This window comes from Pseudoalteromonas sp. NEC-BIFX-2020_015, assembly GCF_012952265.1.
GTDB classification, from domain to species: Bacteria; Pseudomonadota; Gammaproteobacteria; order Enterobacterales; family Alteromonadaceae; genus Pseudoalteromonas; species Pseudoalteromonas neustonica.
In genome coordinates, this window is record NZ_JABCJL010000046.1 from 1 (window position 1) to 23142 (window position 23142).

Genomic DNA, 23142 nt, shown 5'->3' on the forward strand with positions numbered 1-23142 from the left:
CTTTCTAGGGACAATTAACTCTTTGTTGCTCGGTTTTTACTTAGCCCACTAGGTTACAAACCTCGCGCCGCGATTAAATTCCCCCTAGATTGAACAAATTTCAATCCACAAAGGTCAACACGCCCTAGTGAATCATAAGTGTCTATATCGTAGAACTTAGTGACGCTTTTATCTGAAAAAATATCTAATAAACCCTGACTATCATCCCCTGACAGCTGAGTAAGCATTAAACGAGATGTTTCTAACTCTGGGAAGTTCATCTTATACCCTCTATGAAATATAACGAGCCAGCATCTACAGGCTATGCTGTGCTATAGGTCCGGATTTATCCCGAAAGTTTTTAAGCTAAAGCTTAACCTGCAAGGTCAACTTAACATCAATGCAAATTCTGAATTTGTTCCTATTTTATTGGCTTCGAGCATCTTTTAACTTTAAGAAAACCAATAATATAAATGACCATATAAAAAGCATACATACCAAGCTTCTCCCCCCACGTAGCGTGTGAAAACGAACCGAATAAACGAATGTAATCATTAATAATTAACATCCCAACACACACTACTATGGCGGTCGTTTTGAAGTAAAAATCACCAGTGCGCTTAATTGTTGCTATTGAGGTAACTAACATCACCAGAGATAGGTAAAAAGCGAATAATGACATTGCCCCTGGTACAAAACTTGGTGCCAAAGCAAGAATTGCAATAACTATTGAAAACCAGCCTAAAATTTTGATAAGCACATACTCCTTTAAAAATAACTTAAAAATGATAAATTCACCGGATAATAAGCATTCTAGCAAGCCCTTTAACTCAATAAATTAAACATCGCACAATCACAGCTAAAGCAGGTTCTTACGCTATCAATTCAACGCGAGCCAAACTTACCGCTTTACTTTAACCGCTCATACAACCCTGATGCCCGACTCACTGATTTAGCCATGGCTTTGAGCAGTACTTTTTTGTCGGCCACCAGCTCGAAGGTGTTTTTGGCGCGGGTGATGCCGGTATAAACTAGTTGACGGTTAATACCCGCTGTGGCTTGGTTCTCTGGCGGCAGTACCATGGCGGTGTAAGCAAACTCAGATCCTTGTGATTTATGAATTGTCATTACATATACTTTATCGTGGGCTGGGAGTCTGGCAGGTGAAAATGCGCGTTGATTTCCTTGCTCATCAATAAATACCGCTTTGAGTTGCTCACTTTCATCCAAAAGTAAAATACCAATATCGCCGTTAAATAGCTTAAGTTGGTAGTCATTTTGCGCAATCATAATGGGCATACCCACGTAATGCCGTTGATTTGGGTGTACATTGATCAGCCCTTGGAGATGTAGTTGCTTTTCAATACGCTGATTTAATGTATTAACACCATAATCGCCCTCGCGCACTGCGGCTAAAAGCTGATAACTTGCAAATGCTTTATGGATCTCGACAGGGCTTGCCTGCTCTTTTATCAGCGTAAGGTAATGAGCGTATTTACTGGCAGCGCTTTGTACTAGCTTTTCAACAGGTTTACTGACTATGTCATAATCTAAAATCACATCATTAAACTGGCCACTATTAATCTCTTGTTCTACATACTTAAGCTTACCGCTGTTATTGGTATTAATAGCCAAAGCCAACTGGCCAATGCCACTTTGCGCTGTAAAACGATAGCTGTGCTGTAAAAATGCAATGCAATCGGCTAATTTAAATTCACTCTTGCCACCAGTTAATTGTGGTTCGTTATCAAAACACACATTATTTAATTCAGCGCAGCGCGCTTGTGAGTAGTTTGGTGTTTGACCAAGCACTAAACCTTGGCATAAATCGCTCATAACACTGCCGGTATCAACGGAGGCTAACTGATCTTTGTCACCTAGTAAAATTAAGCGCGCGTGATTTGGTAAGGCTTCAATTAACTTTGCCATTAGCGATAAATCAACCATCGACGCTTCATCAATGATCAACACATCTAAGTGCAAAGGGTTTTTCCTATTATGCCTAAATTTATTCGTAAAAGGTTTTACGCCGAGCAAACGGTGAATTGTTTGCGCGCTTTCAGGGATAAGCGGCTCAACAGCTGCGGGGATCACATCTTTAAGCTGCTGTTTTGCACCTAAAATTGATTCGCTCAATCGTGCGGCGGCTTTACCTGTGGGCGCCACCAGCTTAATACTCAGCGGCGCACTTTGGTAAAGCGATTGTAAAATTGCCAGTAGCTTGGTGACTGTGGTGGTTTTACCTGTACCAGGACCGCCGGTGATCACACTAAAGCCTTTGGTAGCGGCCATTGCACAGGCCACTTTTTGCCAATCGAGTCCCTCTTTGGGTGCTGATTGTATAGGAAAGTAATCACTGAGTAGCCGAGTAAGCGACTGATTATCAATATCAATTTCACGTTCACTCAGTGTTAGCAAACGTGAGGCTAAGGTGTGTTCATACCCAGCTAAACGCGAAAAATATAGCCGCTGCTGAAGTAATTTCAGTGGTTTATCATCGCCGACACTTTGATGATTTTGCAGGCACTGTAAAGCAGATTCTGTAGTGAAGTCGTCACTAAATGGGCTGTCTCGATCAGGGATTATTCCCGCTAGTTTGGTAAAGTCACTTTGGCGTAAATTAAATGGGTTTCGCCAGTCAATACCTGTTAGATCTAAGCAGCTGTGCTGACTTTGCCCAGATAAGCACAATAACAAAATAAGATAATACGCATCTGTTTTACCCTGCTCTTGTATCGCATCACACAGTAAATCTGCCAGTTTTATATCGACCATACGAATACGATTTTCATCTAATAAGTAATCAAGTAGGGGGACTGTTTGCACCTCAGCGCTTGAACGTTCAGTAGTCAGTTGACTCATAGCTGCTCTCCGACTTGATTATTCACATTAGCTTGTAACGTACCTTGACTGAAAAGCCCATCAAGAATAAGTACTTGCTCGGTTGTAAGCTTTTTAAAATACACGCCTTTGCCGTCACTCATGCCTCGCAAGAAGGTGTAATATACGCCACCTAAATGCGTTTCAATCGAATAATTGGCAATACGCTGTTTGAGGAGTCGATGCAATGCCACCGTGTAAATTAAGTACTGTAAATGGTATTGGTGGCTGCTCATCGCTTGCTCAAGCGAGTCTTGCTCATAATCACTGGGTTCACTGCCTAAGTAGTTTGATTTGTAATCTAAAATATAATACTGCTCGTTATGGCAAAAAATTAAATCGACAAAGCCTTTGAGTAACCCTTTTACATGATAAAAATCAAGCCTGCTTTGGGTAAAACCAAAGTGCTTAATGAGGACCTCGTTTAAACTTTTTGCACTTAAACTACTAAGCGGTAAGTTAAACTCCATTTCTACAAGGCATTGGTTTGGTGACAACGTGCTTAAACTTAACCCAGTGTTGTTAAGCGGGCAATTTAACGCATTGAGTATCCATTGTTCAGTGGTATGTTGCCACTGCTCGCTAATATGGTATTTATCTAAGTTGCGCGCGACTACTTGCGCTAAATCTTGCTCATCATTTAACGGGTGCTGCTCTGGGCTAGTAAAATCAATTTGCTCAAAAATTTCATGTAAACAACTACCTGGTTTTGCCCCTTTAGGAAAACTATACGGTGATTGAATCTCAGTTTGCGCATCAAGTAGCTGCGATGCAAAGTCGTCTGTTTCATGATCTTCATCACTGCGCCCTGGGGCAATGTGGTCGCTATGCTTTTTAAAACTCAATGCACTAAAGCTGGTTGCTCGCCAATCACGCTCTATGGTTGCACGAACATGGTTTACTTCAAGTGTTTGCCCTTCAAGCTCGCTTGATAAAAGCGTCAATGTGCCCTGTGTTTGTAGTTCTTCACTGGTAAATTGCGCATAGTGCATCGCGCTATTTTGTTCGCAAAACTCATTTAAATGTGTCCGCCACACTAAACTGCTCGTTATATCAAGCCCGGCAAATAGTACATGCCCTAATGCACTACTTTGAATGGCCAAACGACTGCTTTGCCCTTGCCCTAAGTTGTACATACCAATTGCACAATAATGAACAGCGCGTGTTAATGCCACATATAACAAGCGTAAATCTTCCGCTAGGCGCTCTTTTTCAGCTTCTTGTAACGCATCGTCATTTTTACTTAAGTCATAAATAAGTTGACCCTCTTTATGATAAAGCGCGTCTTTTGTTTCGCGGTAAGCACTGGCAAAAGGCATAAAGACCAGCGGATATTCAAGCCCTTTTGACGCATGCATAGTGACTATTTTTACTAAATTAGCGTCGCTTTCAAGACGAACTTGTACCGCTTCACCGTCTTGTTGACTCACCTTTTGTGCAAACCAGCGCAATAAACGCAATGTCCCTTCAAGCTCAATTTGTTTTTGCTGAAGTATTTCGCCTAAGTGGCGAAAGTCGGTAAGCCAGCGTTCAACGTTATACCCTAAGCCTTGCCATTTGGCGCTGAGCTGGTTATGCGTTAACAGCCGTTCAAGCATCGCCATCGCGCCTTGTTTGTGCCAAATAAGGCTCAATTGCGCAAAAAAGTTTAAGTGCTCTTGCCATTGCGCTTCATCATCAGCCAATGCATAAATATCGTTATAACTTAGGCAAAATAGCGGTCCTGCTAACACGCCTCGCAGAAGTGACTCATCATACTGGCCATGTAACGCTGATAAAAAGTTAAGTAAATGATGGCTTAATTCTTGGCTAAACACACTTTCACGGGATAAGTACACGCTAGCAATTTTGGCATCACTTAGTGCTTTTTTCATTATTTGTGCTTCAACACGGTCACGCACCAAAATACAAATATCAGCGGCTGTAATAGGCGTTTTACCTATGCATGCGCGCCCTTCTTGCGCCTGCGTTAGTAGCAACACTATTTTATTTGCAAAATGCGCCGCTAGGTGATGTTGCCCAACCCCTTTGTTAGTCGGTTTATTTTTTTCATCGGCAGCGGTGTCTACAAATACACTAAACTCAAATGCTGTCGCTGGTTGTCCATCAATTAAAAATGATTTTTCGGCTTTCTTACCTTGTGCATCAACACGGTTAAACGGGATCGCGTCATTATAAATAAAGCTATTATCGTATTTACTAAATAAACGATTAACACTTTCGACCACATCGTGGCTAGAACGGTAATTTGTACCTAACGTAAATTGCTGATGTGCATCAACAGCGTGTTTTGCGCCTATGTAAGTAAAAATATCTGCGCCCCTAAAGCCATAAATAGCTTGTTTAGGGTCGCCAATCATCGCAAATGTGGTATTTTCCTGCGCATAAATATGGCTAAAAATACCATACTGAATTGGATCCGTATCTTGAAACTCATCAATCATTGCAACAGGGAACAACTGGGCAATTTTTTGTGCCAGTACGTCGCCCTGCTCTGTATTTAGAGCGCCATGCAAATTTGTTAGTAAATCATCAGGGGTAATAACGCTTTGCTCTTGCTTACGTTTAACAATGGCTTTTTTCACCCAACTTGCTGCATGTTGAACAATTGCAATGGCAAGTCCTGAGTTAACCGTGTTATTGAGCGCCGCTAATTGATCAAATTGGATCAATAACGGGTGGGAAAACAAAGGCTGATTTTTTTTATAATTACTTACATCACTTAAATTATCTGTACTCCACACCTCAAATGAGTATTTGCTTGTACCAAATTCAAAAAATTCGTCATCACCAATACAAAATGCTTCAAGTGCGGCTAGGCTACCTTTTCGAGCGGGGGTTTTTGAGCCACTTAAACCAGAGCTTTTAACAGCATTTATAAATTCACTTTCAAGGCATGCTTTTTTAAAGCTAGGCACTTTTGCTAAATAGTGTTCGCGGGCTTGCCACACATCATCCAATTTTATTTGCGGGGTGATCTGCGCATTGCCTTTATTAAGCAAACTTGCTACTTGACTAAATAACGATTCAGGTGCGGCAAATATGTCTAAAATGGCATCCGTTTTTTCTTTATTGAGTGGATACACAAACGCACGCCAAAAATCTTTAATAGTTTCAAGTAATATGTCGCGTTCATCTAAAATAAACTCTAGGTTAAAAGCAACCCCCGATTCAAACGCATGTTGTTTTAACATACGCTGACAAAAACCATGGATGGTAAATATGGCAGCTTCATCCATTGATTTAGCCGCAGCGTCAAGTAAATCAAAAGCGCGGTGTTTATCGTCTATTACGGCTATAACACAGTTAATCAACATGTCATCGGTGTGTTGTCCAAGTAATGCATCGCGGGCGGCGATAATACGTGAACGTACTCGGTCTTTTATTTCTTGGGTGGCGGCATCAGTAAACGTTACTACTAATATTTGCTCAACACTTAAAGGCGTATTTAATGCAGATTGCGCGTCATGCGCGATTTGCATTCCTAATAAATAGCGTAAATATAAACCTGTAATTGTGTAGGTTTTACCAGTACCAGCACTGGCTTCAATCAAGCTTTGTCCGGCAAGTGGCATTGTGAGTGGGTTAAGCGCTTGCATAATCACTCTCCTTTACGTGTGCAAATAATGGGGCGAGTAATTTATCGCTCCAAAGTATAAATTCATCTTGGCAATCAGTGAGTGACTGCGTGGTTAAGCGAATGTAAGGGTTTTCGCCCTCGCCGCGCCCTATGTATTGTGGGCTAAACTTACTGATTGCTTTGTTAATATCGCCGCCTGTTTTTACGTATTCATAACCACTGACCGGAAAAAACGCCACAGGCTCTTTACGCAGTGCGCCATACAATCTAAACCACTCTTGCAATAATGGGTAAGCGTCGGCTTTATCTATGGGTGCAAAACTAATTTGTTTATCAAGTCCCAATAATAGGGTTTCAACACCTTGATCCATACACTGTGCTACAAGATGATAAATAAAGCCTTTTATTAAGTCTTTGGCTTTAATGCTGGCACTGCGATAAAACACCTGTTTTTGCTGATAAACATGATTGAGCCACCCTTGTAACTGAGTCGCTGTATTGCCATTATTTAGAATGAGCGCGACTTCAATGGGTTCGTTATTTCCGCCTTTAATGTGCTCTTTAACCTGTCCTGCAAGTGCGTCAACACGATGCTGCATGCTTTCAAAAATTAGCTCCCCCACATTTGCTTGCGGTAATTCACCGCGTTGCAATATTTGCTCACGGCACAGGGGTTGTTCAAAGATCGCGGCTTCGAGTATTTCATCTAAATAAAAGTACCGTCTTAACGCATCTAAACTAAACGGTTCTTCGTCTTTGGCAACTTCGTTAAATTGCGGTAAACGCAGGCCTAAGCTTTGTTGGTAAAAACTCTCTTGGGCGTTACAAACACTGCGAATAAACGCGTCCAGTTCAAGCACATCAGGCGGGCTAATATCAAGCGCTGTAACGGGCTGTGGCGCAATTGCTTGGGCTGGTAGCCATACAGGATTATAGCTGTGATTTGACAGTACACTCTTGCCTGCATTTTCATCACCAACAGCATTCACTTGATAATACTGACTATTAAATGGCTGTAAATGCTGTTTGCTGATCAAGCACTCGGGCAATGTGTGTGCTGAGGGTTCGTCAAACTCAAAACTACGGCCTATGTACTCTAACAGCTCGCTGACCAAGGTTGATGGCATACGTGGTTGGTTATCAAAACACGAACGACCAATATAGCTCATATATAAATTATCGCGGGCGCTCAGTAACGCTTCTAAAAACAGGTAGCGATCATCCAATTTACGTGATCGGTCACCTTTTTGCTTTTTAGAGTAAGGTACTAAATCAAAACCAATCGGTTGCACTGACCGCGGGTAGTCGGCGTCATTTAACCCTAACATGCACACCACTTTAAAAGGCACAGCCCGCATCGGCATTAATGTACAAAAGTTTACTTGGCCTACTAAAAACCGCTGGCCTACGCCTTTTTCTTGTATGCCTTGCTTAATTAAGTAGCTCACTATCCGCTGCGAAACATTGTTCGTGTAATCACCATTTTCATGGTGCTTTTGCAATGACTCAAGAACACTTTGTAACACCAGTAAATCCCAGCTGTCGTCACTTTCACTTTCGTAAATACTCGCGAGCAATTCATTAAGAATATGGGCTTTGTTAGTTAATGTATCATCAGGGGTAAGTAATACTTTAAAACGCTGAAGTACATCAATAAAGTGCACTAATTTATTAAGTGTATCCAGCGCCATGCCTTCGACTTCATCAGCACTGTATATTCCATTAAATGGGCACAGTTCATCTCGCTGTGCAATACCCAGTAATAAGCGATTTAGGCCATGTTGCCAGGTATTTAAATCAATAGCTGGCAAGTCAAAGCTGTGTTTGTGTTGCGCATCAATCCCCCATTTCACTCCTACTCGCTCAAGCCAATATTGAATTTGCTCATACTCATGCGGCTCGACAGCGAACTTTTCAGCTATTTGAGTTACTTGTAATAAATCTAGAATATCTGACACGCCAAAGCGCGAAAACGGTAAATTAGCTAAACTGGCAAATGAACTGAGTACGGGTTTTTCTTGCTCTATGGCTAAATCGGCAAGCGCATATGGAATAAATCGGCTACCTTGTGCGCCACCAAATACAGCTTCAATGTAGGGGCTATAAGTGCCTACATCAGGCATCATTACAATGATATCTTTTGGTGTCAGCGCAGGGTTTTGACTAAATAAATTAAGCAGATAATCGTGCAGTCGCTCAACTTCTCTGAGCGGGGTGTGACAATCACTCAATGTTATACTGGTGTCGCTGGTGCTAACGGGCAACTTACCTTCGTTGTTTATAAACCACGCTTTATTATCAGTGAGCGATTCACCTTTAAATGCGAGCTGGTAAATTTCACTTTGTACTTGCCCAAGTAAGGTGTTGTCAAATACGTCTATAAAGCCATCTATCCAACGGGCATCGCGTTGAATGAGTTGCTCAAAATAATCGCGACCCAGCTTTCCCCACGATGATAGCAAGGGGTTGCCGATAAAATAATAATCTTCATCTGGTTGGGTATGCTTTTTTTGCTGTGCTTCGAGCAGGGGCATTTTTGCATATTTAGCTGCAATTTTTGCCGCCGTTTTTTCATCAATAATATCGCCCCAGTAATGCTCACTGGGATTAAAGAAGAATAAAAAAACCTCGGTTTTTTTACTCAATGCATCAAACACGTCGAGCTGTGAACTGGCAATTGCAGAAATACCAAATAAGCTAATCCGCTTTGGTAATAAACGGCTGTCCATTTTTTCAAGCGCGGCTAGTAACTGTCCCTGCATATTCGCACGATGAAATTGGCTTTGATCAAGCGCTTTGCTTTGCGCAACAATTTTACGCCACAGATCAGGCTGCCACGGCGCAATACCGACATCAACATCGTCAAGCTCATCTTTACCACTATCCCATGTGGCAATCCAGTGCGGTCGATACATTAAGTATTGGTCATACACATCGGCTATTTTTTCGCATAAGGCAAAGGTTTTTTGACCATCTATGTCACCTTCTAAATAAGTTTTGAGCGGTAAATATAATGGCTCATCTATGCAATTAGGTAAAATGGCAAACAGCTTCCACGCAAGGTTTGGCTTATTAAAAGCCGACTCTTTTGGTACATTAGGCAATAATTGCTGATAAAGCTGCCAAATAAAACTCGACGGCAACGGAAAGTCTACCTGTGCCGCCACTCCTAAACTTTCGCTTAAGCCAATTTTAAGCCACTGCGACATACCCGGCGATTGCACCAACACCACTTCTTTATCGAATGGGCTTTGTAATGGGTTAACGCTTAAAAGGTGATGAAACTGCGCTTGGAGTGCTTCCATACGATTAGATTGAATAATATTTAGCATTGCGACACTGTCCTTGCTTGAGATAAAAACAGTGTAAGATATTTTCAATTACAGGGGTAGCCATTGTCGCAAATTGGCATTAATAAATCAGGTGGTTAGCTTTAAATTTAAACGCACAGAGCATTGTCGCACTGTGCGAACTTACTTATTTATAAGGGCTAATACTCGACAATGAAAATTGACTTTGCATTATCACTTTGCCCTCAATACCTTTTAAGCTCAGCGAAATAACGGGATCAGTTTTTAGCCAATCAATACTTAAACCGCCGTAATTTACTTCATGTGTATAATCCCCAACGCGGTGTTTATTTGGGCTCACATCTTTCCATTTTTCTGTTAACCCTGAGCTGGTCATTTCAGTTAACGGGTAATCTAGTTGCTCGGTATATTGAGATATCTCTCCCCAGTGGGTGTCGCCACTGATGATGATCACACCATTTACTTTATGCTTTTTAATCAACGTAAATAAACGCGCGCGGTCGTTTGGAAAATTAGCCCATGACTCCCACCCTGTAAAATCAGGTAAAAGCTGCAAACTTGAGGCTATTATTTTTATCTTCGCGGGCTTTATTAGCTCCTTCTCAAGCCATTGCCATTGTGTTTCGCCAAGCATAGATGCATTTTTAACTGTCGAAGGACTGTAAGGTCCTTGATTGGCTAATTTACGCTTTGTGTAATATTCAAGTTCACTAACATGGTTTAACGCATCACGGTTCCAACGTAAATCTGGCATTATAACCTGAATTGTTTGATCCCCTGCGCCGTACATATACGATGTATAAATCCCGTCAGGGCGTGTTCGGCGTTTTGAACCTGCTGGCTCTTGCCAAAAATCAAGCATGATTTGACGAGATGCTTCTTTGTGCGGGTATTCTTTACCTGCATCATTTTGCCCGTAATCATGATCGTCCCACATGGCTATTATCGGCGTTTTAGCTGTTAAGGTTTTAAACCCTGATTTTGCGCCTAATCGCTGGTATTTATCGGCTAATACTGTCATGTCGTTAGTATCACCATAAATGTTATCACCTAAAAAAATAAACAGATCTCCCTCTTCTTTATTAATAGCATCAAAAATAGGAATATCTTTGTCTTGATGCCCACACGAACCAAACAATATTTTTTGTGGTGTGTTTTGCATTACTAGCTTTGTCGTATTACTCAATACTGTAAAACTCATAAATACACTCAGCAACACAACCGCCTTAGCTAGTTGCTTCATTTTAATACCTCATCAATTGCATCTGCCATAGTTGGGTTTATACGATACGGGTTTTGGCCAAGCACTTTTAAAATTGTGGCTGCTATTTGTTTTTGCTTAAGCTGCGTTGTGGTTTTTAATAACCCTTGGCGTTTAATATCTGGGCCTATGGCTGCAAGCCAAATGTGTTCTGAACCAACAATTCCTTCAGGAAATGCTTTTTTACCTTGCTCAGATTGCGCCATTGCTTGTTTTGAACTGTGATGTTGCCAATCATTAGCGTTACTGCCACGACCATGATCTGTGGTAATAATAAGCGTTGTATTGTTTTGATAGCCTGGGGTTGACTGAATGGTTTGCCATAAATCCTGTATAAACGCATCACTTTGCTTTGCAGATTTTAGATAGTGATCATAATGACCATCGTGCGCAAAATCATCCGTTTCACCTAAACTAATCACCAATAGTTTTGGTTTTTTAGCCAGCATGTAGGCTTTAGCAAAACGATACGTAAAGCTATCTAATCGTACATTGTGCCATGGACTTGGGATCTCTTTTTGTAACGCATTTAATAGGGCTGCATCAGCAAATAAATCATCGTCAATTGGCATAAACCCAGCATTAACATAAACACCACTGCGCTTTGCATTGACAATAAACGGAAATACATCCCAGCTACCAAATAAGGCCGTTTTGTTTTTATATTTAGGTTGGTGATGTAATAACTCTAAAATTGTTTTATTAGGATTGACAACTTTATCGTTACTGTTGATCTCTTCGTCAACACTCCCAGTTAGAATTTCGTTATACCCAGGGTATGAAAAATACCATGGGTTAGCGACCGACATCCTCGAGCCATTATTTCTATCACCGATAATCACCCCTTGTTTAGCAACCTGCTGGGTAATGAATGGCATTAACAATTTTTGGCGAATACGAGGCTCTTTGTGCCAAAACATTTTATTTAATTGCTCTGGATTTTTAACAAAATCAGTATTGTTGATGAGCTTTTCATCTGCGCCATTAAACACTTCTTGCCAGCGCACACCATCAAGCGTTACCAGCACGACATTATCACTGGCGCAGATCCCCTTACTGACAACAACGCATACAATGAACAAATACAGCGATATGATACGTTTCATATTATTCCTTATAGAAAAACCCATCATTGATGGGTTTCTTATTATCTTGAATTTAGGTATTAAAATGTTGCTGTAAATGTCAGCGCTGCAGTTCGCGGTGCGCCAATAAAGTACGTAGAGCCATTACCTGTACCACCAGATAAATACTGTTTATCAGTCACGTTAGTCACAGCAAAAGCAATATCTATCGATTTAAATGGCCCTGCATTAACGTCTGCCGCATAGCCTGCATTGATATCTAGTACTGTGTAACCATCAACGTTGTTACGAGCACGAGTTTGCTCATTTAAAAATGCACCTAAGCGTTCCCCCGTGTACTTAGCTGATATACCAAAACGAAAATCCCCACTGTAGTAGTCTGTAGAGATTACAAACATATCACTTGGCGAATCAATTACATCGTCCCCTTTTTTAAAGCTTGGCGACACATCATTACCATCTTCATCTTTAAGGATCACCCCGTTTGCATCATAAGCACTTGGATCATGCGATGCGTATTCTGAGCTATTACTAGTGTAAGAGGTATAAATGTTCCACTCATTTGTCAGCATATAGCTTGCAGATAACTCAACACCTTGTGAGTCAATGCCGCCAACATTAATGTATGAACCATTCGTTCCTACTGTGTAATCGATGCCATCACTACCGCTACCAGGCGCTATAAAAGTAATACGATTATCAAATGCGATTGAATAAGCCGTTGCAGTTAAACTTAAGCGATCCGCGTTGTAACGCACACCAAAATCAATATTCTCGGCCGTCTCTGGTTTGATTTCATTTAGCGTTGAACCATCACGTTCAAGTACACCGTCTTTAATTGCCGAGAAATTCTCACTAAAACTTGCAAATAACTCTGTGCTATTGTTTAGTTGATACAATACGCCGGCACTAAATAATACATCTGAATCGCTGTTTATTTTATCTGATCGTACTGCTTCAAAATGATCATACTTCTGCAGTTCGACTAAATATTGTTTGGCACCAATATTAAATGTGAAATCACCCACCGTCATTGCGTCTTGGATGTACCACTTGAAAGTATCTGTTTCAAAAGTATTTTTATACTGAGTCCAGTAAGGTGTGCTATCAAAATGATGATAAATACGCGCGTCAATCACTTTATGCCAATCACGCGATTCATCACGATCAGTTTGCTCAAGCCATATACCGGCTTCAATATCGTGCATACCCAAAGTCAACTTGTAATCAGCAGTAAGACCTAAACGGTCTTTATTGTAATGAGTGTGTCGATATGACATGACAGGTGTGGCAGTATCTGGATAACAAGCAGGGTTTAAACCCGTGCCTGAATCCCATGGCCAGCTTAGCGTCTCTTTGCAGTTTGCATCAGGTGTGAGTGGGTTACCTTGACTGTCTGCAAAACCGTATGACCCAGCATTTTTACCGCCTAGTGTTGTTGGCTTACCATCAGTATCAACAGGGGATGTTAAATAAGGCGGGATCCAATCACCGCGTCCCGAGTTTTTATGATAATACGGGCTAACTGTGAGTAATGACGACGGTGAAATGGCATATTCAAACTTTACATACCCTAAAGTGTTTTCACGTAATGTGCCCCAACCTTCTGCAAACATTTGATCAAAATGCGGCACACCGGTCCAATTCCACGTTAATTGATCCCAATCTGGTGTCTGTGCAAATTGCTTTAAACTCACACTGTTATAGTTTGTTTCACTTACATCATCGTAAGATAAACGCCCTGTCACTGTCAGTGCTGAAAAGTTTGATACAAACTTTATTTCGCCGTGCTGGTTATCTTTACCACCATTGCTGCCATCACCTATCCAGCGGCTGGTATTTGTTTGTGAATAACTAGCGTAAGCTTGGGTATTATCGAACAAGGTCCCTGTGTCATGCTTTATATAAAAGCGCGTCGCATTGTGATCTCCTTGCGTATAAGCAAAAGTCGTATTGCGCTCAAGGGTTGGATCTTTACTCACAAAATTAAACGTACCGCCTAGCGCTTCTAATGACGCCGAGGCAATATCTGACGTCCCTTGGCCGACTTCTACTGTCGCTAAGTTTTCGCTATCAAGGTAACGGTTCGCTTTTGCACCACCACCATAATTAGACCCACCATTTGGAATACCATCAATCGTCATACCCAATTGTTGTTGGTTGCCGTCAATACTAAAGCCACGCATTGTGATCGTGGTTGACCAATCATCACCACCGAATGCATCGCCTTCGTTAATGCTGATCCCCGGCAAATTATCAATCACTGACAAAACGCTTGATACTGAGCTTTGTTGCTCTAGCATAGCAGGTTCAATTACATTATTGGCATAACTGGTCGGTTTTGCGACGACGGTGATCTCTTCAATCTCAGCCTCATTTGCATAACCCATTGAAGAAAAAGCTAAAGCAAGTGCCAAGCTAAGAGATGTTTTTTTAGTAAGAGTGCGCATTATTGTCCCATTTGCAATTGTTATTGTGTATGCGGGAACAGTATGGCGATGCTTGATGACAAAAAAGGGGCGTTTATCTTACGAAAAAATGAAACTAGTGTGTCTTATTTATGGCATAAACAAAGAAGGCGGGGCGTTTTGGGCTTTAATTCTTAAAACCGCTTCAATCTAGGAGCGATTGCATCGCAGCGTCAAGTTTACAATCAAGTTGCTTAAGTAAAAACCAAACACAGAGCTGAAATTCTACTTCAAAAATAAACACGCCCTATTCAATCGGCTTTGGCACAAAATGCTGAGCCTCATTTTTAGGTAATGCGGGGGCGTATAACCACCCTTGTGCCGTTTCGATCCCTAAACTTTTAACCCACGCTAACTCAGCTTCTGTTTCAATCCCTTCTGCAACAACAGAAAAGCCAAGCTTTGCAAATATCTGAGTCACTTGTTGATATAACACTCGCCCTGCGGGTTGCTCACATTGTAATAAAAATTGCCTATCTAGTTTTACATGCTTCACAGGAAGATTAGCAAGCATAGATAAGCTTGAATAACCTGTACCAAAATCATCAAGTACCGTTTCTATATTATTTTCCCTCAGCTTTTCAATATGTTCTGTTACAAGTGTTTGCTGAGTTAAGTAGCTAGATTCAACGATTTCAATTTTTAGTTGATCAGGAAAATCGATAAATAAATCACATATTTTATTGATCATAGATTTATTCGTTAATACGTCTGGATTAACGTTAATACTAATTGTTGGTTTAAACCCAACATTGCTCCATTGCATTAAATCTCGGTGGGCTTGCTCAATCACCCAACGGTCTATTATGTCTGTTTGTTTATGTGCGACTAGCGTATCTAGAAAGTAAGGCCCGGTGATCGAACCATCTCTTTTTATTAATCTTAATAATCCTTCGTAGCCATTTACATGACCTGTTTGTATATCTATTTGAGGCTGATAATAAAGCGCTAAGCGTGACTGTGATATGGTATTTAAAACGTGTGTTAAATGCGCAGAAGAAACACTACTTTGGCGTTGCTGCTCTATAAAGCGTTGCTCAGATTTAGCCGCAAAGCGTTCACTCATATTAAGTTTACTACTCAATTTATTAAACGCTAATTGGTAGTTATTTCGCTCACTGCTTAAACGTAAAAATGGGTAATAAATACATGCGTTACAGATAATTAAAAATACTTGTAAAATAGGCGCAACCAGATCTGTACCGACCATACTGCCATTGATTATAGTGGGTGTCATCCAGCTAATACTGACATCTTGGTAACCCACCGCGCCCGCTGAAATCACTGTATAGCTAACCACAAAGTTAAAACAAGGGACTAAAATAAACGGGATCAGTAACAATGGATTTAAAAAAATTGGTAGCGCAAATAAAATTATTTCGCAAAAATTAAACAATGAAAAAGGGAGTGATATGCGCGCTATATTCTTTTCATGACTCCCCTTGGCCAAAAAGAACGAGGCAACAATTAATCCTATAAAACCTCCAGTGCCACCAATCAACACAAAAGTATCGTAAAAGGTTTGTGCCGACAAGCCTGGGAAAATATCTTTGCTAATAAATGTTTGTTCAAACATCATAGAATACACATTGTCACCATGCACACCGAAAAACCAAAAGCCATGTATTATAAGCATTCGGTTAAATAGTTGTAACGCCACACTACTTTGGCTATCCACTGGGACTAAATATACTACGACGTAATGCACAACGCTTTCTATGATTGGGAGGATCAAAAATAATGCGAAAAAAGCAAATGCAAAAGGTAAAATAAGTAACAGTTTTTCTTTTAAAAACTCACTCAGTAGTGGTAAATCAAAAAATGACATAGGTATAAACCTACGCCCTAGCATCAATAAATAACTGCTTAATGAAGGAACCAACACCGCATAAGCTGAGGCACCAGTACCATCTACCGTAAAAATACCATCTGAAAAAATTAAAAAATCACTATGAATGGAAAATGTGACCAGCCCTAATATACTACCAACAACGGCGCTGTTACCTAGGTTTTTAGAAAGATGGTAACCAACAGAAATAACAACCATAACAGGAAATAAGGTTAAAATAACGAGAGAGCTTTGCTGTACCGTCTTGTAGATAAAGTCGGCTGATGTTATGAACGAAAAATTTACCGCAACATTAAGCACTAAAATGGCTAATGCAGAGCACACAAAATATGGGAGCAACGCAATAAACGCTTCGCGCAATGATAATATATAGCGTGAATGAGCAAACTGCGTAAATACGCCATTAATGTGCTTTATAGCCAACAATTTACGTTCTCTAAACTGGTTATTAAAGAGAGTATAAAGTATTTAATAAAAAAAAGGCGAATGATTGATTTCACACGTGTAAAACCATCATTTTGTATTAAGGTAGCGTAACCTTCGTTACGCCAAAATGTTTATATTAGTTCTGCTAGCATTGCATCATCATATGCAACCAACTCTTTACCTTGAGAAATTCTACTGACGTAGTCTGGATTAGCTATAAACGGACGCCCGATTGCGATGAGATCAAATCTATTTTCTTCAATCGCATCTTTTGCACTCTCGAAGCTATAGCTACCAACACCAACCAATGTGCCACTATAATTAGCTCTAAGGTACTCAGATGTTGTCATATTTTCAAGACTTGCAAAACGCATGCTATCGTCGAAAATACCACCATGTAAATAAGCTAACTGGCGCGTGTTTAATTGCGCTAACAAATAATCAAATACTGCTTTATCGCGATTATCTTCACTCATATTAAAGTAAGCTCCCGGCGATAAACGTAATGCCGTTTTATCTGTCCCTATAGCACTTATAACTGCATCAACAACGTCAAGCGCAAAACGCGACATATTCTCTGGTGTTTGACCGTATTCGTCTTCACGCTCATTGGCCGCATAATGTAAAAACTGATCAATCAAATAACCATTCGCACCATGTATCTCTACACCGTCAAATCCAGCTTCAACTGCATTTTCAGCGGCCTTTGCATAATCTGCTATCAATGATTGAATATCTTCAGACGTCGCTGCTTTTGGAGTTTGATACGTCAGTTCACGCATTCGTGGTACAGACCCTTCAATACCAATTGCAGATGGGGCTAGCACTTCTCCATCAAAAAAATGCGGATGTGCCACACGGCCAACATGCCAAAGCTGAGCAAAAATTTTACCGCCATTTGCATGCACAGCATCAGTTACTTTTTGCCAACCTTGAATTTGTTCACTTGTAAATAACCCCGGTGTATTTGGGTAGCCTTGTGCGTCAGGGCGAATAATAGTCGCCTCGCTGATAATCAAACCAGCTTCGGCACGGCGTGCGTAATATTCAACCATAGCTTGATTTGGTACTAAGTTTTCATCTGCCATACAACGCGTTAGTGGCGCCATTAATATACGGTTTTTTAATTCTATTGTGCTGTTTAGTTTAAACGGAAGCAGTAATTCAGTCGTCATTATTGTTAATCCTTATCTTGAGTGTACATTCAAGATAAGGGCGTACACATAAATATTCAACCCTTTTTTTGAATATTTGTTCAAGATTAAGTAAACTATGCTCATTAATAGTAAATGAGAGTGCCATGAGAGTCGCCGAATTTGACCGCGAATTTGTATTGCGTCAAGCCATGCTTGCGTTTATGCAATTTGGCTATGCCAAAACCAGTATGCAAAAGTTAACCCAGGTAACATTACTGCATCCGGGCTCATTGTATGCTGCGTTTGGTAATAAAAAAGGCATTTTTTTAGCTGCAATTGAACAATACCAAACCGATCGTAACGAACAATTTACCGCGCTTTTTTGCCCTACCCAACCGGTATTACCCAATTTAAGATGCTATATAGACTCTATCGTCAGCGAATGTATCACTGGCGATGCCATGAAAGTTTGCTTGCTCACTAAAAGCATTAGCGAAGTTGAAGGTCAAGATGCACAAATTAATGAGGTACTTAGTGCCAATTTAAATGCTTATGAAAATGCCCTTACCCAGCAATTTTCTCGTGCAAAAAGTCAAAATGAGATCCAAAATGTGCGAAGCGCTCAACAACTTGCACGTTTTTTTGCAATGAGTTTATACGGATTAAGAACTTATGCTTTAACTAATCGCGATGCCGATGCATTAGCATTACTTGCAGATGATATTTTCAATGCCATTAAATAAAATGTTGACTGATCGACACGTTGTCATATTAGTCAATATACTTAATACATAACCAAGCCAATCAAAAGTGAATTTATATATGAATGATGCAACCGCCGCTGCAAATGAAAAGTTCGAGTTGACCCTGAATCTAGGAGCAAAAAAACGACTGGCGTTTATGTTTGAAACCGTTCAAGAATACAAGCAAATATGGATTTTAAACGACGACGATGGCTGCGTAATGTTAGCAAATGAAGACGATGATTGCGTACCAGTTTGGCCGGAACGTATTTATGCTGAAGCTTGGGCAACAGGCGAATGGGAAAACTGTACAGCTAAAGCTATTAATCTGCAAGATTGGCGTACTCGTTGGACACCGGGCCTTGAAGAAGATGATTTGTTGATTGCCGTATTCCCAACGGAAGACGATGACGGCACCATCTTATTCCCTGATGAGTTTGACTCACAGCTAAAAGCACCTAAAAAACGTTATTAATCTCTTAACGTTATAAACATAAGCGGCAACAAGCCGCTTTGTACGATTAATTTATACTACTGCTTTTCAATTAATGACAGTTCAATAAACCTCTTCGTAAAGCCTTTACACAATAATTACACTCAAAACACTTTCTAGTATGGAAATAAAATGGTACGACAACGTATTTTAATATTATTACTCTTATTTTTTGTTAATGGCAGCTATGCAAATGAACAATTAGCGACTGAAAATCAGCTCAATGAAATAAAAACCCTTAAAAAACTTGGTAAGACGGAGCTAGCCTACCAGCTATTAAAAACAACTTATTCTGCTGCCCAAACAACGGAACAAAAAGCTGAATTAATGATAGTTTGGCTCACATTTATGAATGAAGATAAAAACTGGCATTATGAGCAGTCACTAAACAGTGATATCTCATATTTATTAGATGCTGAGCTTAAGCAAAATACAACTTATTTGCTTTATAACAACCTTGGCCTGATGAAATATCGACAAGGTAAATTTAATGAAGCCGAAATACACTTATTTAAAGCAATCCACTATGCTGATAATAAACAGCTTGCTGCTAGTATGACTCATTACTCATACGGAATTACACTCGTCAGACAAGGTAAAATGGTTAATGGACTCGATAGTATTTTAAATGCCTACCGCCTACAAATTGATATTCAAGGACATGCATCACCAAAAATATTAATTGGCCTAGGTTTTACTAATTTTTATATGAAAAATTACGATAAAGCCATTGAATATACCCAACAGGCAATAGACGCCTACCCGAAAAATCATTTACTCCTTACCGAGTTATATGCAAATTTAGCCGCTATGTACGTTGATAAAAAGCAATATGAAGACGCTTTAATTGCAATAAATGAAGCTGAACGCGTAGCTCATTTTCATAATATTTTTGATCGTGTTGCGATAATCATTAATAAAGGCACTATTTATGCTGAATTAGGACAACATCAAAAGGCTATTAAATATTATCTCAACGCTTTTGATATCACCGATAAAAACAATGATTTAATTCATAAACCCACTGTTATAAGCAACCTTGCACAAAGTAACCAAAGTCTGGGCAACCATAAGCTTGCCGCCGACTACTTTGAACAGGCTCACCAGATATTTACAGGTGAGAGTCAACTCATTAAACGTTTAGAAAATTACCCTCCTATGATCGAAAACTATCAATCTTTGGGTAATTACAAACGCGCATTAGAACTAATGATTGAATACAAAGCGCTTAACGATGAAAGCACGACCTTAACCGCAAAAGAAAAATTTGATCAATCACAAGCCGCATATGATCTTGCATCAAAAGAAAAATCATTGATTGAAGCTAAGCTCGTGCAAATCCGTAACGAAAACGCAATTTTACGTTTATATGGCCTGATCGCATTTAGTATATTACTCATTACCTTTATCTATATTGCGTATCGTTTAAAGAACTCCGCTTACCTTCAAGTAAAAGAACTCGCAATTCGCGATCAACTTACTGACTTATTTAACCGTAGAGCACTGCATGATATTTTTCAATTGGAAATGAACCGAGTTAGCCGTAACAAAAACACATTTAGCGTTATTTTACTTGATATTGACCACTTTAAAACACTCAACGATACATATGGGCATGACTATGGTGACACTGTTTTGCAAAAAGTGGCAAATACGCTACAAAGCTCAATCAGGAGTATGGATAAAGTAGCTCGTTGGGGAGGAGAAGAGTTTTTGATATTCTTACCTGAAACGAATAAACAGCAAGCTAGCCACTTAGCTGAAAAACTTCGTTTGGCAATAAGTGATATTAAGCTTACTCATAAAACACACACGCTCACTGTAACAGTCTCTTTAGGTGTGTCTGAATATCAGCACCAAAGCGACTATAAGGATCTCGTTAAGCAAGCCGATCTCGCTCTTTATAAGGCTAAAGAATCTGGACGTAATCAAGTCATCTGTATTGATTAGTTTTAAATTCCTACAGCCTATAATTACGGTAGAAATTTATCCTAAACGCTTTTAAAGCCTACAGGATAAATTTAGCACCGAATGAGTGTTTAAACTCACTAGCTTGACCCTAAAGCCAGTAAGTTGTAACTCATATTTACCACGAAAGCATTTAAACTGGCACAAAAAAGGACGCCATGAGGCGTCCTAATATTGAATAATGGCGGAGGAAGAGGGATTCGAACCCTCGTTAGGGATAAACCTAAACACACTTTCCAGGCGTGCGCCTTCAGCCACTCAGCCATCCCTCCGCAGGTTACCATTTGGTAACGCGGCGTAATAGTATGAAATAGCGTCCAGTGGTGCAAGGTGTTTTTCTTATTTGTGCTTTAACTGCCTAGTAAACAAACAAAAAGGCCGCTAATAGTGATATCAGCGGCCTTTTCTGTTTAACTTGGCTTAACGTTGTAGTGAAGCTGAGAAGTCGAGCATACGATTAAGCGACTTAAGTGCGCCCTCACGTAGCTGCATATCTACAAATACTTCTTTACCTGTTGCATCTAGTAATGCTTCCTCAATCGCTTTAAGGCCGTTCATTGCCATCCATGGGCAATGTGCACAACTTTTACAGGTTGCGCCCTCACCTGCTGTTGGTGCGGCTACAAATTCTTTATCTGGGCATAACTGCTGCATTTTATAAAAAATACCGCGGTCTGTTGCAACAATGAACTTTTTATTATCCATTGTTTGTGCTGCTTTTATCAGCTGACTCGTTGAGCCTACAGCATCTGCTAGGTCTACAATTTCGGACGGTGATTCTGGGTGAACTAATACGCCTGCATCAGGGTAAAGCGCTTTCATGTCCTTTAGTGCTTTTGTTTTGAACTCATCATGAACAATACATGCGCCATTCCACATGATCATATCTGCGCCAGTATTCTTTTGAATATACGCGCCTAGGTGTTTATCTGGGCCCCAAATAATTTTCTCACCCATTTCATCAAGGTGTTCAACAATCTCAAGTGCACACGATGAGGTAACAATCCAATCTGCACGTGCTTTAACAGCAGTAGAGGTATTTGCATACACAACAACTTTACGATCAGGGTGCTGATCACAAAACGCTGAAAACTCATCAATTGGGCAACCAATATCGAGCGAACATGTGGCAGCCAATGTTGGCATAACAACGGTTTTATTAGGTGTCAGTATTTTTGCTGTTTCCCCCATAAAGCGCACGCCCGCTACAATGATCATGTCGGCATCGTGTTTGGCGCCAAAACGCGCCATTTCTAGCGAATCAGCAACACAACCACCGGTTTCTTCAGCAAGGGCTTGAATTTCAGGATCAGTATAATAATGGGCAACCAATACCGCATTTTTATCAATCAGCAATTGTTTGATACGTGCTTTGTATTGCGCTTGCTCTTCATTATTCAATGGAGCTGGTTTAGGAGGAAAGATATAACCTTCAGGCATAATAGTTTGAGCTAAACTCATTTCTCGACCACTTAATCTACAGTGCATTTATAGAGTGAATTATACGAGAATATAAAACTAAATAACAGTGGTGCTCGGTAATACCGATTTGATTAAAGCATTTATATTTAAGAGACAGATAATTTTTGATTGAAAAGCATTTTATGTGTGAAATACAAAAATCTTAAAACGAGGCGTGGGAATAAACTTATCGCAGTAAAAATATCAGGATGGTGGGTCATGATGGATTTGAACCATCGACCAATTGATTAAAAGTCAACTGCTCTACCAACTGAGCTAATGACCCGCTCTGATATGCCTGCTTAACATTTGATGCTGTTAATCACACTGCGTAAATCCGCCGATGAGCCATGCTGTTATTCATAATGAATAAAAGATGGTGGGTCATGATGGATTTGAACCATCGACCAATTGATTAAAAGTCAACTGCTCTACCAACTGAGCTAATGACCCGCTCTGATATGCCTGCTTAACATTTGATGCTGTTAATCACACTGCGTAA

General features: G+C 40.2%; 14 protein-coding genes and 3 tRNA genes. 3 read left to right on the top strand and 14 right to left on the bottom strand.

The window, feature by feature from the left end; translation table 11 throughout:
• Positions 1–53 precede the first annotated feature (53 nt).
• The 10 genes from HH219_RS21835 to HH219_RS20910 all read right to left on the bottom strand — a co-directional run bounded on the left by HH219_RS21835 (position 54) and on the right by HH219_RS20910 (position 18014).
• A complete protein-coding gene (locus tag HH219_RS21835; RefSeq protein WP_211842209.1) occupies positions 54–260 on the bottom strand; it encodes a hypothetical protein in 207 nt (68 codons plus the stop codon).
• A gap of 140 nt (positions 261–400) precedes the next feature.
• Positions 401–739, bottom strand: a complete 339-nt coding sequence (locus HH219_RS20870; protein ID WP_054204769.1) for a hypothetical protein — start codon at positions 737–739, stop codon at positions 401–403.
• A 149-nt stretch (positions 740–888) separates the two neighbouring features.
• On the bottom strand, positions 889–2841 hold the full coding sequence (gene recD / locus HH219_RS20875) for an exodeoxyribonuclease V subunit alpha (protein WP_169328514.1): 1953 nt from the start codon (positions 2839–2841) through the stop codon (positions 889–891).
• Positions 2838–6458 (bottom strand): exodeoxyribonuclease V subunit beta, encoded by a 3621-nt coding sequence (gene recB, locus HH219_RS20880; RefSeq protein WP_169328515.1) that lies wholly within the window; start codon positions 6456–6458, stop codon positions 2838–2840. Before recB ends, recD begins: the two co-directional genes overlap by 4 nt.
• Positions 6445–9771, bottom strand: a complete 3327-nt coding sequence (gene recC / locus HH219_RS20885) for an exodeoxyribonuclease V subunit gamma (RefSeq protein WP_169328516.1) — start codon at positions 9769–9771, stop codon at positions 6445–6447. Before recC ends, recB begins: the two co-directional genes overlap by 14 nt.
• A 145-nt stretch (positions 9772–9916) precedes the next feature.
• Complete coding sequence (locus tag HH219_RS20890; RefSeq protein WP_249118575.1) at positions 9917–10951, bottom strand: alkaline phosphatase D family protein; 1035 nt, start codon at positions 10949–10951, stop codon at positions 9917–9919.
• A gap of 38 nt (positions 10952–10989) precedes the next feature.
• Positions 10990–12117 carry an alkaline phosphatase family protein gene (locus HH219_RS20895; protein ID WP_170173949.1) on the bottom strand — a complete coding sequence of 376 codons (1128 nt, stop codon included), beginning with the start codon at positions 12115–12117 and terminating at the stop codon, positions 10990–10992.
• A gap of 59 nt (positions 12118–12176) precedes the next feature.
• Complete coding sequence (locus tag HH219_RS20900; protein WP_169328518.1) at positions 12177–14546, bottom strand: TonB-dependent receptor; 2370 nt, start codon at positions 14544–14546, stop codon at positions 12177–12179.
• A gap of 265 nt (positions 14547–14811) precedes the next feature.
• Positions 14812–16839 carry an EAL domain-containing protein gene (locus tag HH219_RS20905; protein WP_249118574.1) on the bottom strand — a complete coding sequence of 676 codons (2028 nt, stop codon included), beginning with the start codon at positions 16837–16839 and terminating at the stop codon, positions 14812–14814.
• 131 nt (positions 16840–16970) lie between these two features.
• Positions 16971–18014, bottom strand: a complete 1044-nt coding sequence (locus tag HH219_RS20910; protein WP_169328519.1) for an alkene reductase — start codon at positions 18012–18014, stop codon at positions 16971–16973.
• A gap of 125 nt (positions 18015–18139) precedes the next feature.
• On the opposite strand from HH219_RS20910, the gene HH219_RS20915 reads away from it, so the two are divergent.
• The 3 genes from HH219_RS20915 (at position 18140) to HH219_RS20925 (ending at position 21161) form a co-directional block, all read left to right on the top strand.
• The gene (locus HH219_RS20915; protein ID WP_054204777.1) at positions 18140–18718 is read left to right on the top strand and encodes a TetR/AcrR family transcriptional regulator; all 579 of its coding nucleotides are present in this window, start codon (positions 18140–18142) and stop codon (positions 18716–18718) included.
• 79 nt (positions 18719–18797) lie between these two features.
• Entirely contained in the window at positions 18798–19193 is a 396-nt protein-coding gene (locus tag HH219_RS20920) for a DUF2750 domain-containing protein (protein WP_054204778.1), read from the top strand.
• 150 nt (positions 19194–19343) lie between these two features.
• Positions 19344–21161, top strand: a complete 1818-nt coding sequence (locus HH219_RS20925; RefSeq protein ID WP_169328520.1) for a tetratricopeptide repeat-containing diguanylate cyclase — start codon at positions 19344–19346, stop codon at positions 21159–21161.
• Between the two features lie 200 nt (positions 21162–21361).
• On the opposite strand, the gene HH219_RS20930 is transcribed toward HH219_RS20925, so the two are convergent.
• The 4 genes from HH219_RS20930 to HH219_RS20945 form a co-directional block, all read right to left on the bottom strand.
• Positions 21362–21451: transfer RNA gene (locus tag HH219_RS20930), tRNA-Ser, on the bottom strand.
• A gap of 148 nt (positions 21452–21599) precedes the next feature.
• Positions 21600–22640 carry a quinolinate synthase NadA gene (gene nadA, locus HH219_RS20935; protein WP_054204780.1) on the bottom strand — a complete coding sequence of 347 codons (1041 nt, stop codon included), beginning with the start codon at positions 22638–22640 and terminating at the stop codon, positions 21600–21602.
• A 210-nt stretch (positions 22641–22850) separates the two neighbouring features.
• A tRNA-Lys gene (locus HH219_RS20940) sits at positions 22851–22926 on the bottom strand.
• A gap of 91 nt (positions 22927–23017) precedes the next feature.
• Positions 23018–23093 (bottom strand) — tRNA-Lys (locus tag HH219_RS20945).
• Positions 23094–23142 lie beyond the last annotated feature (49 nt).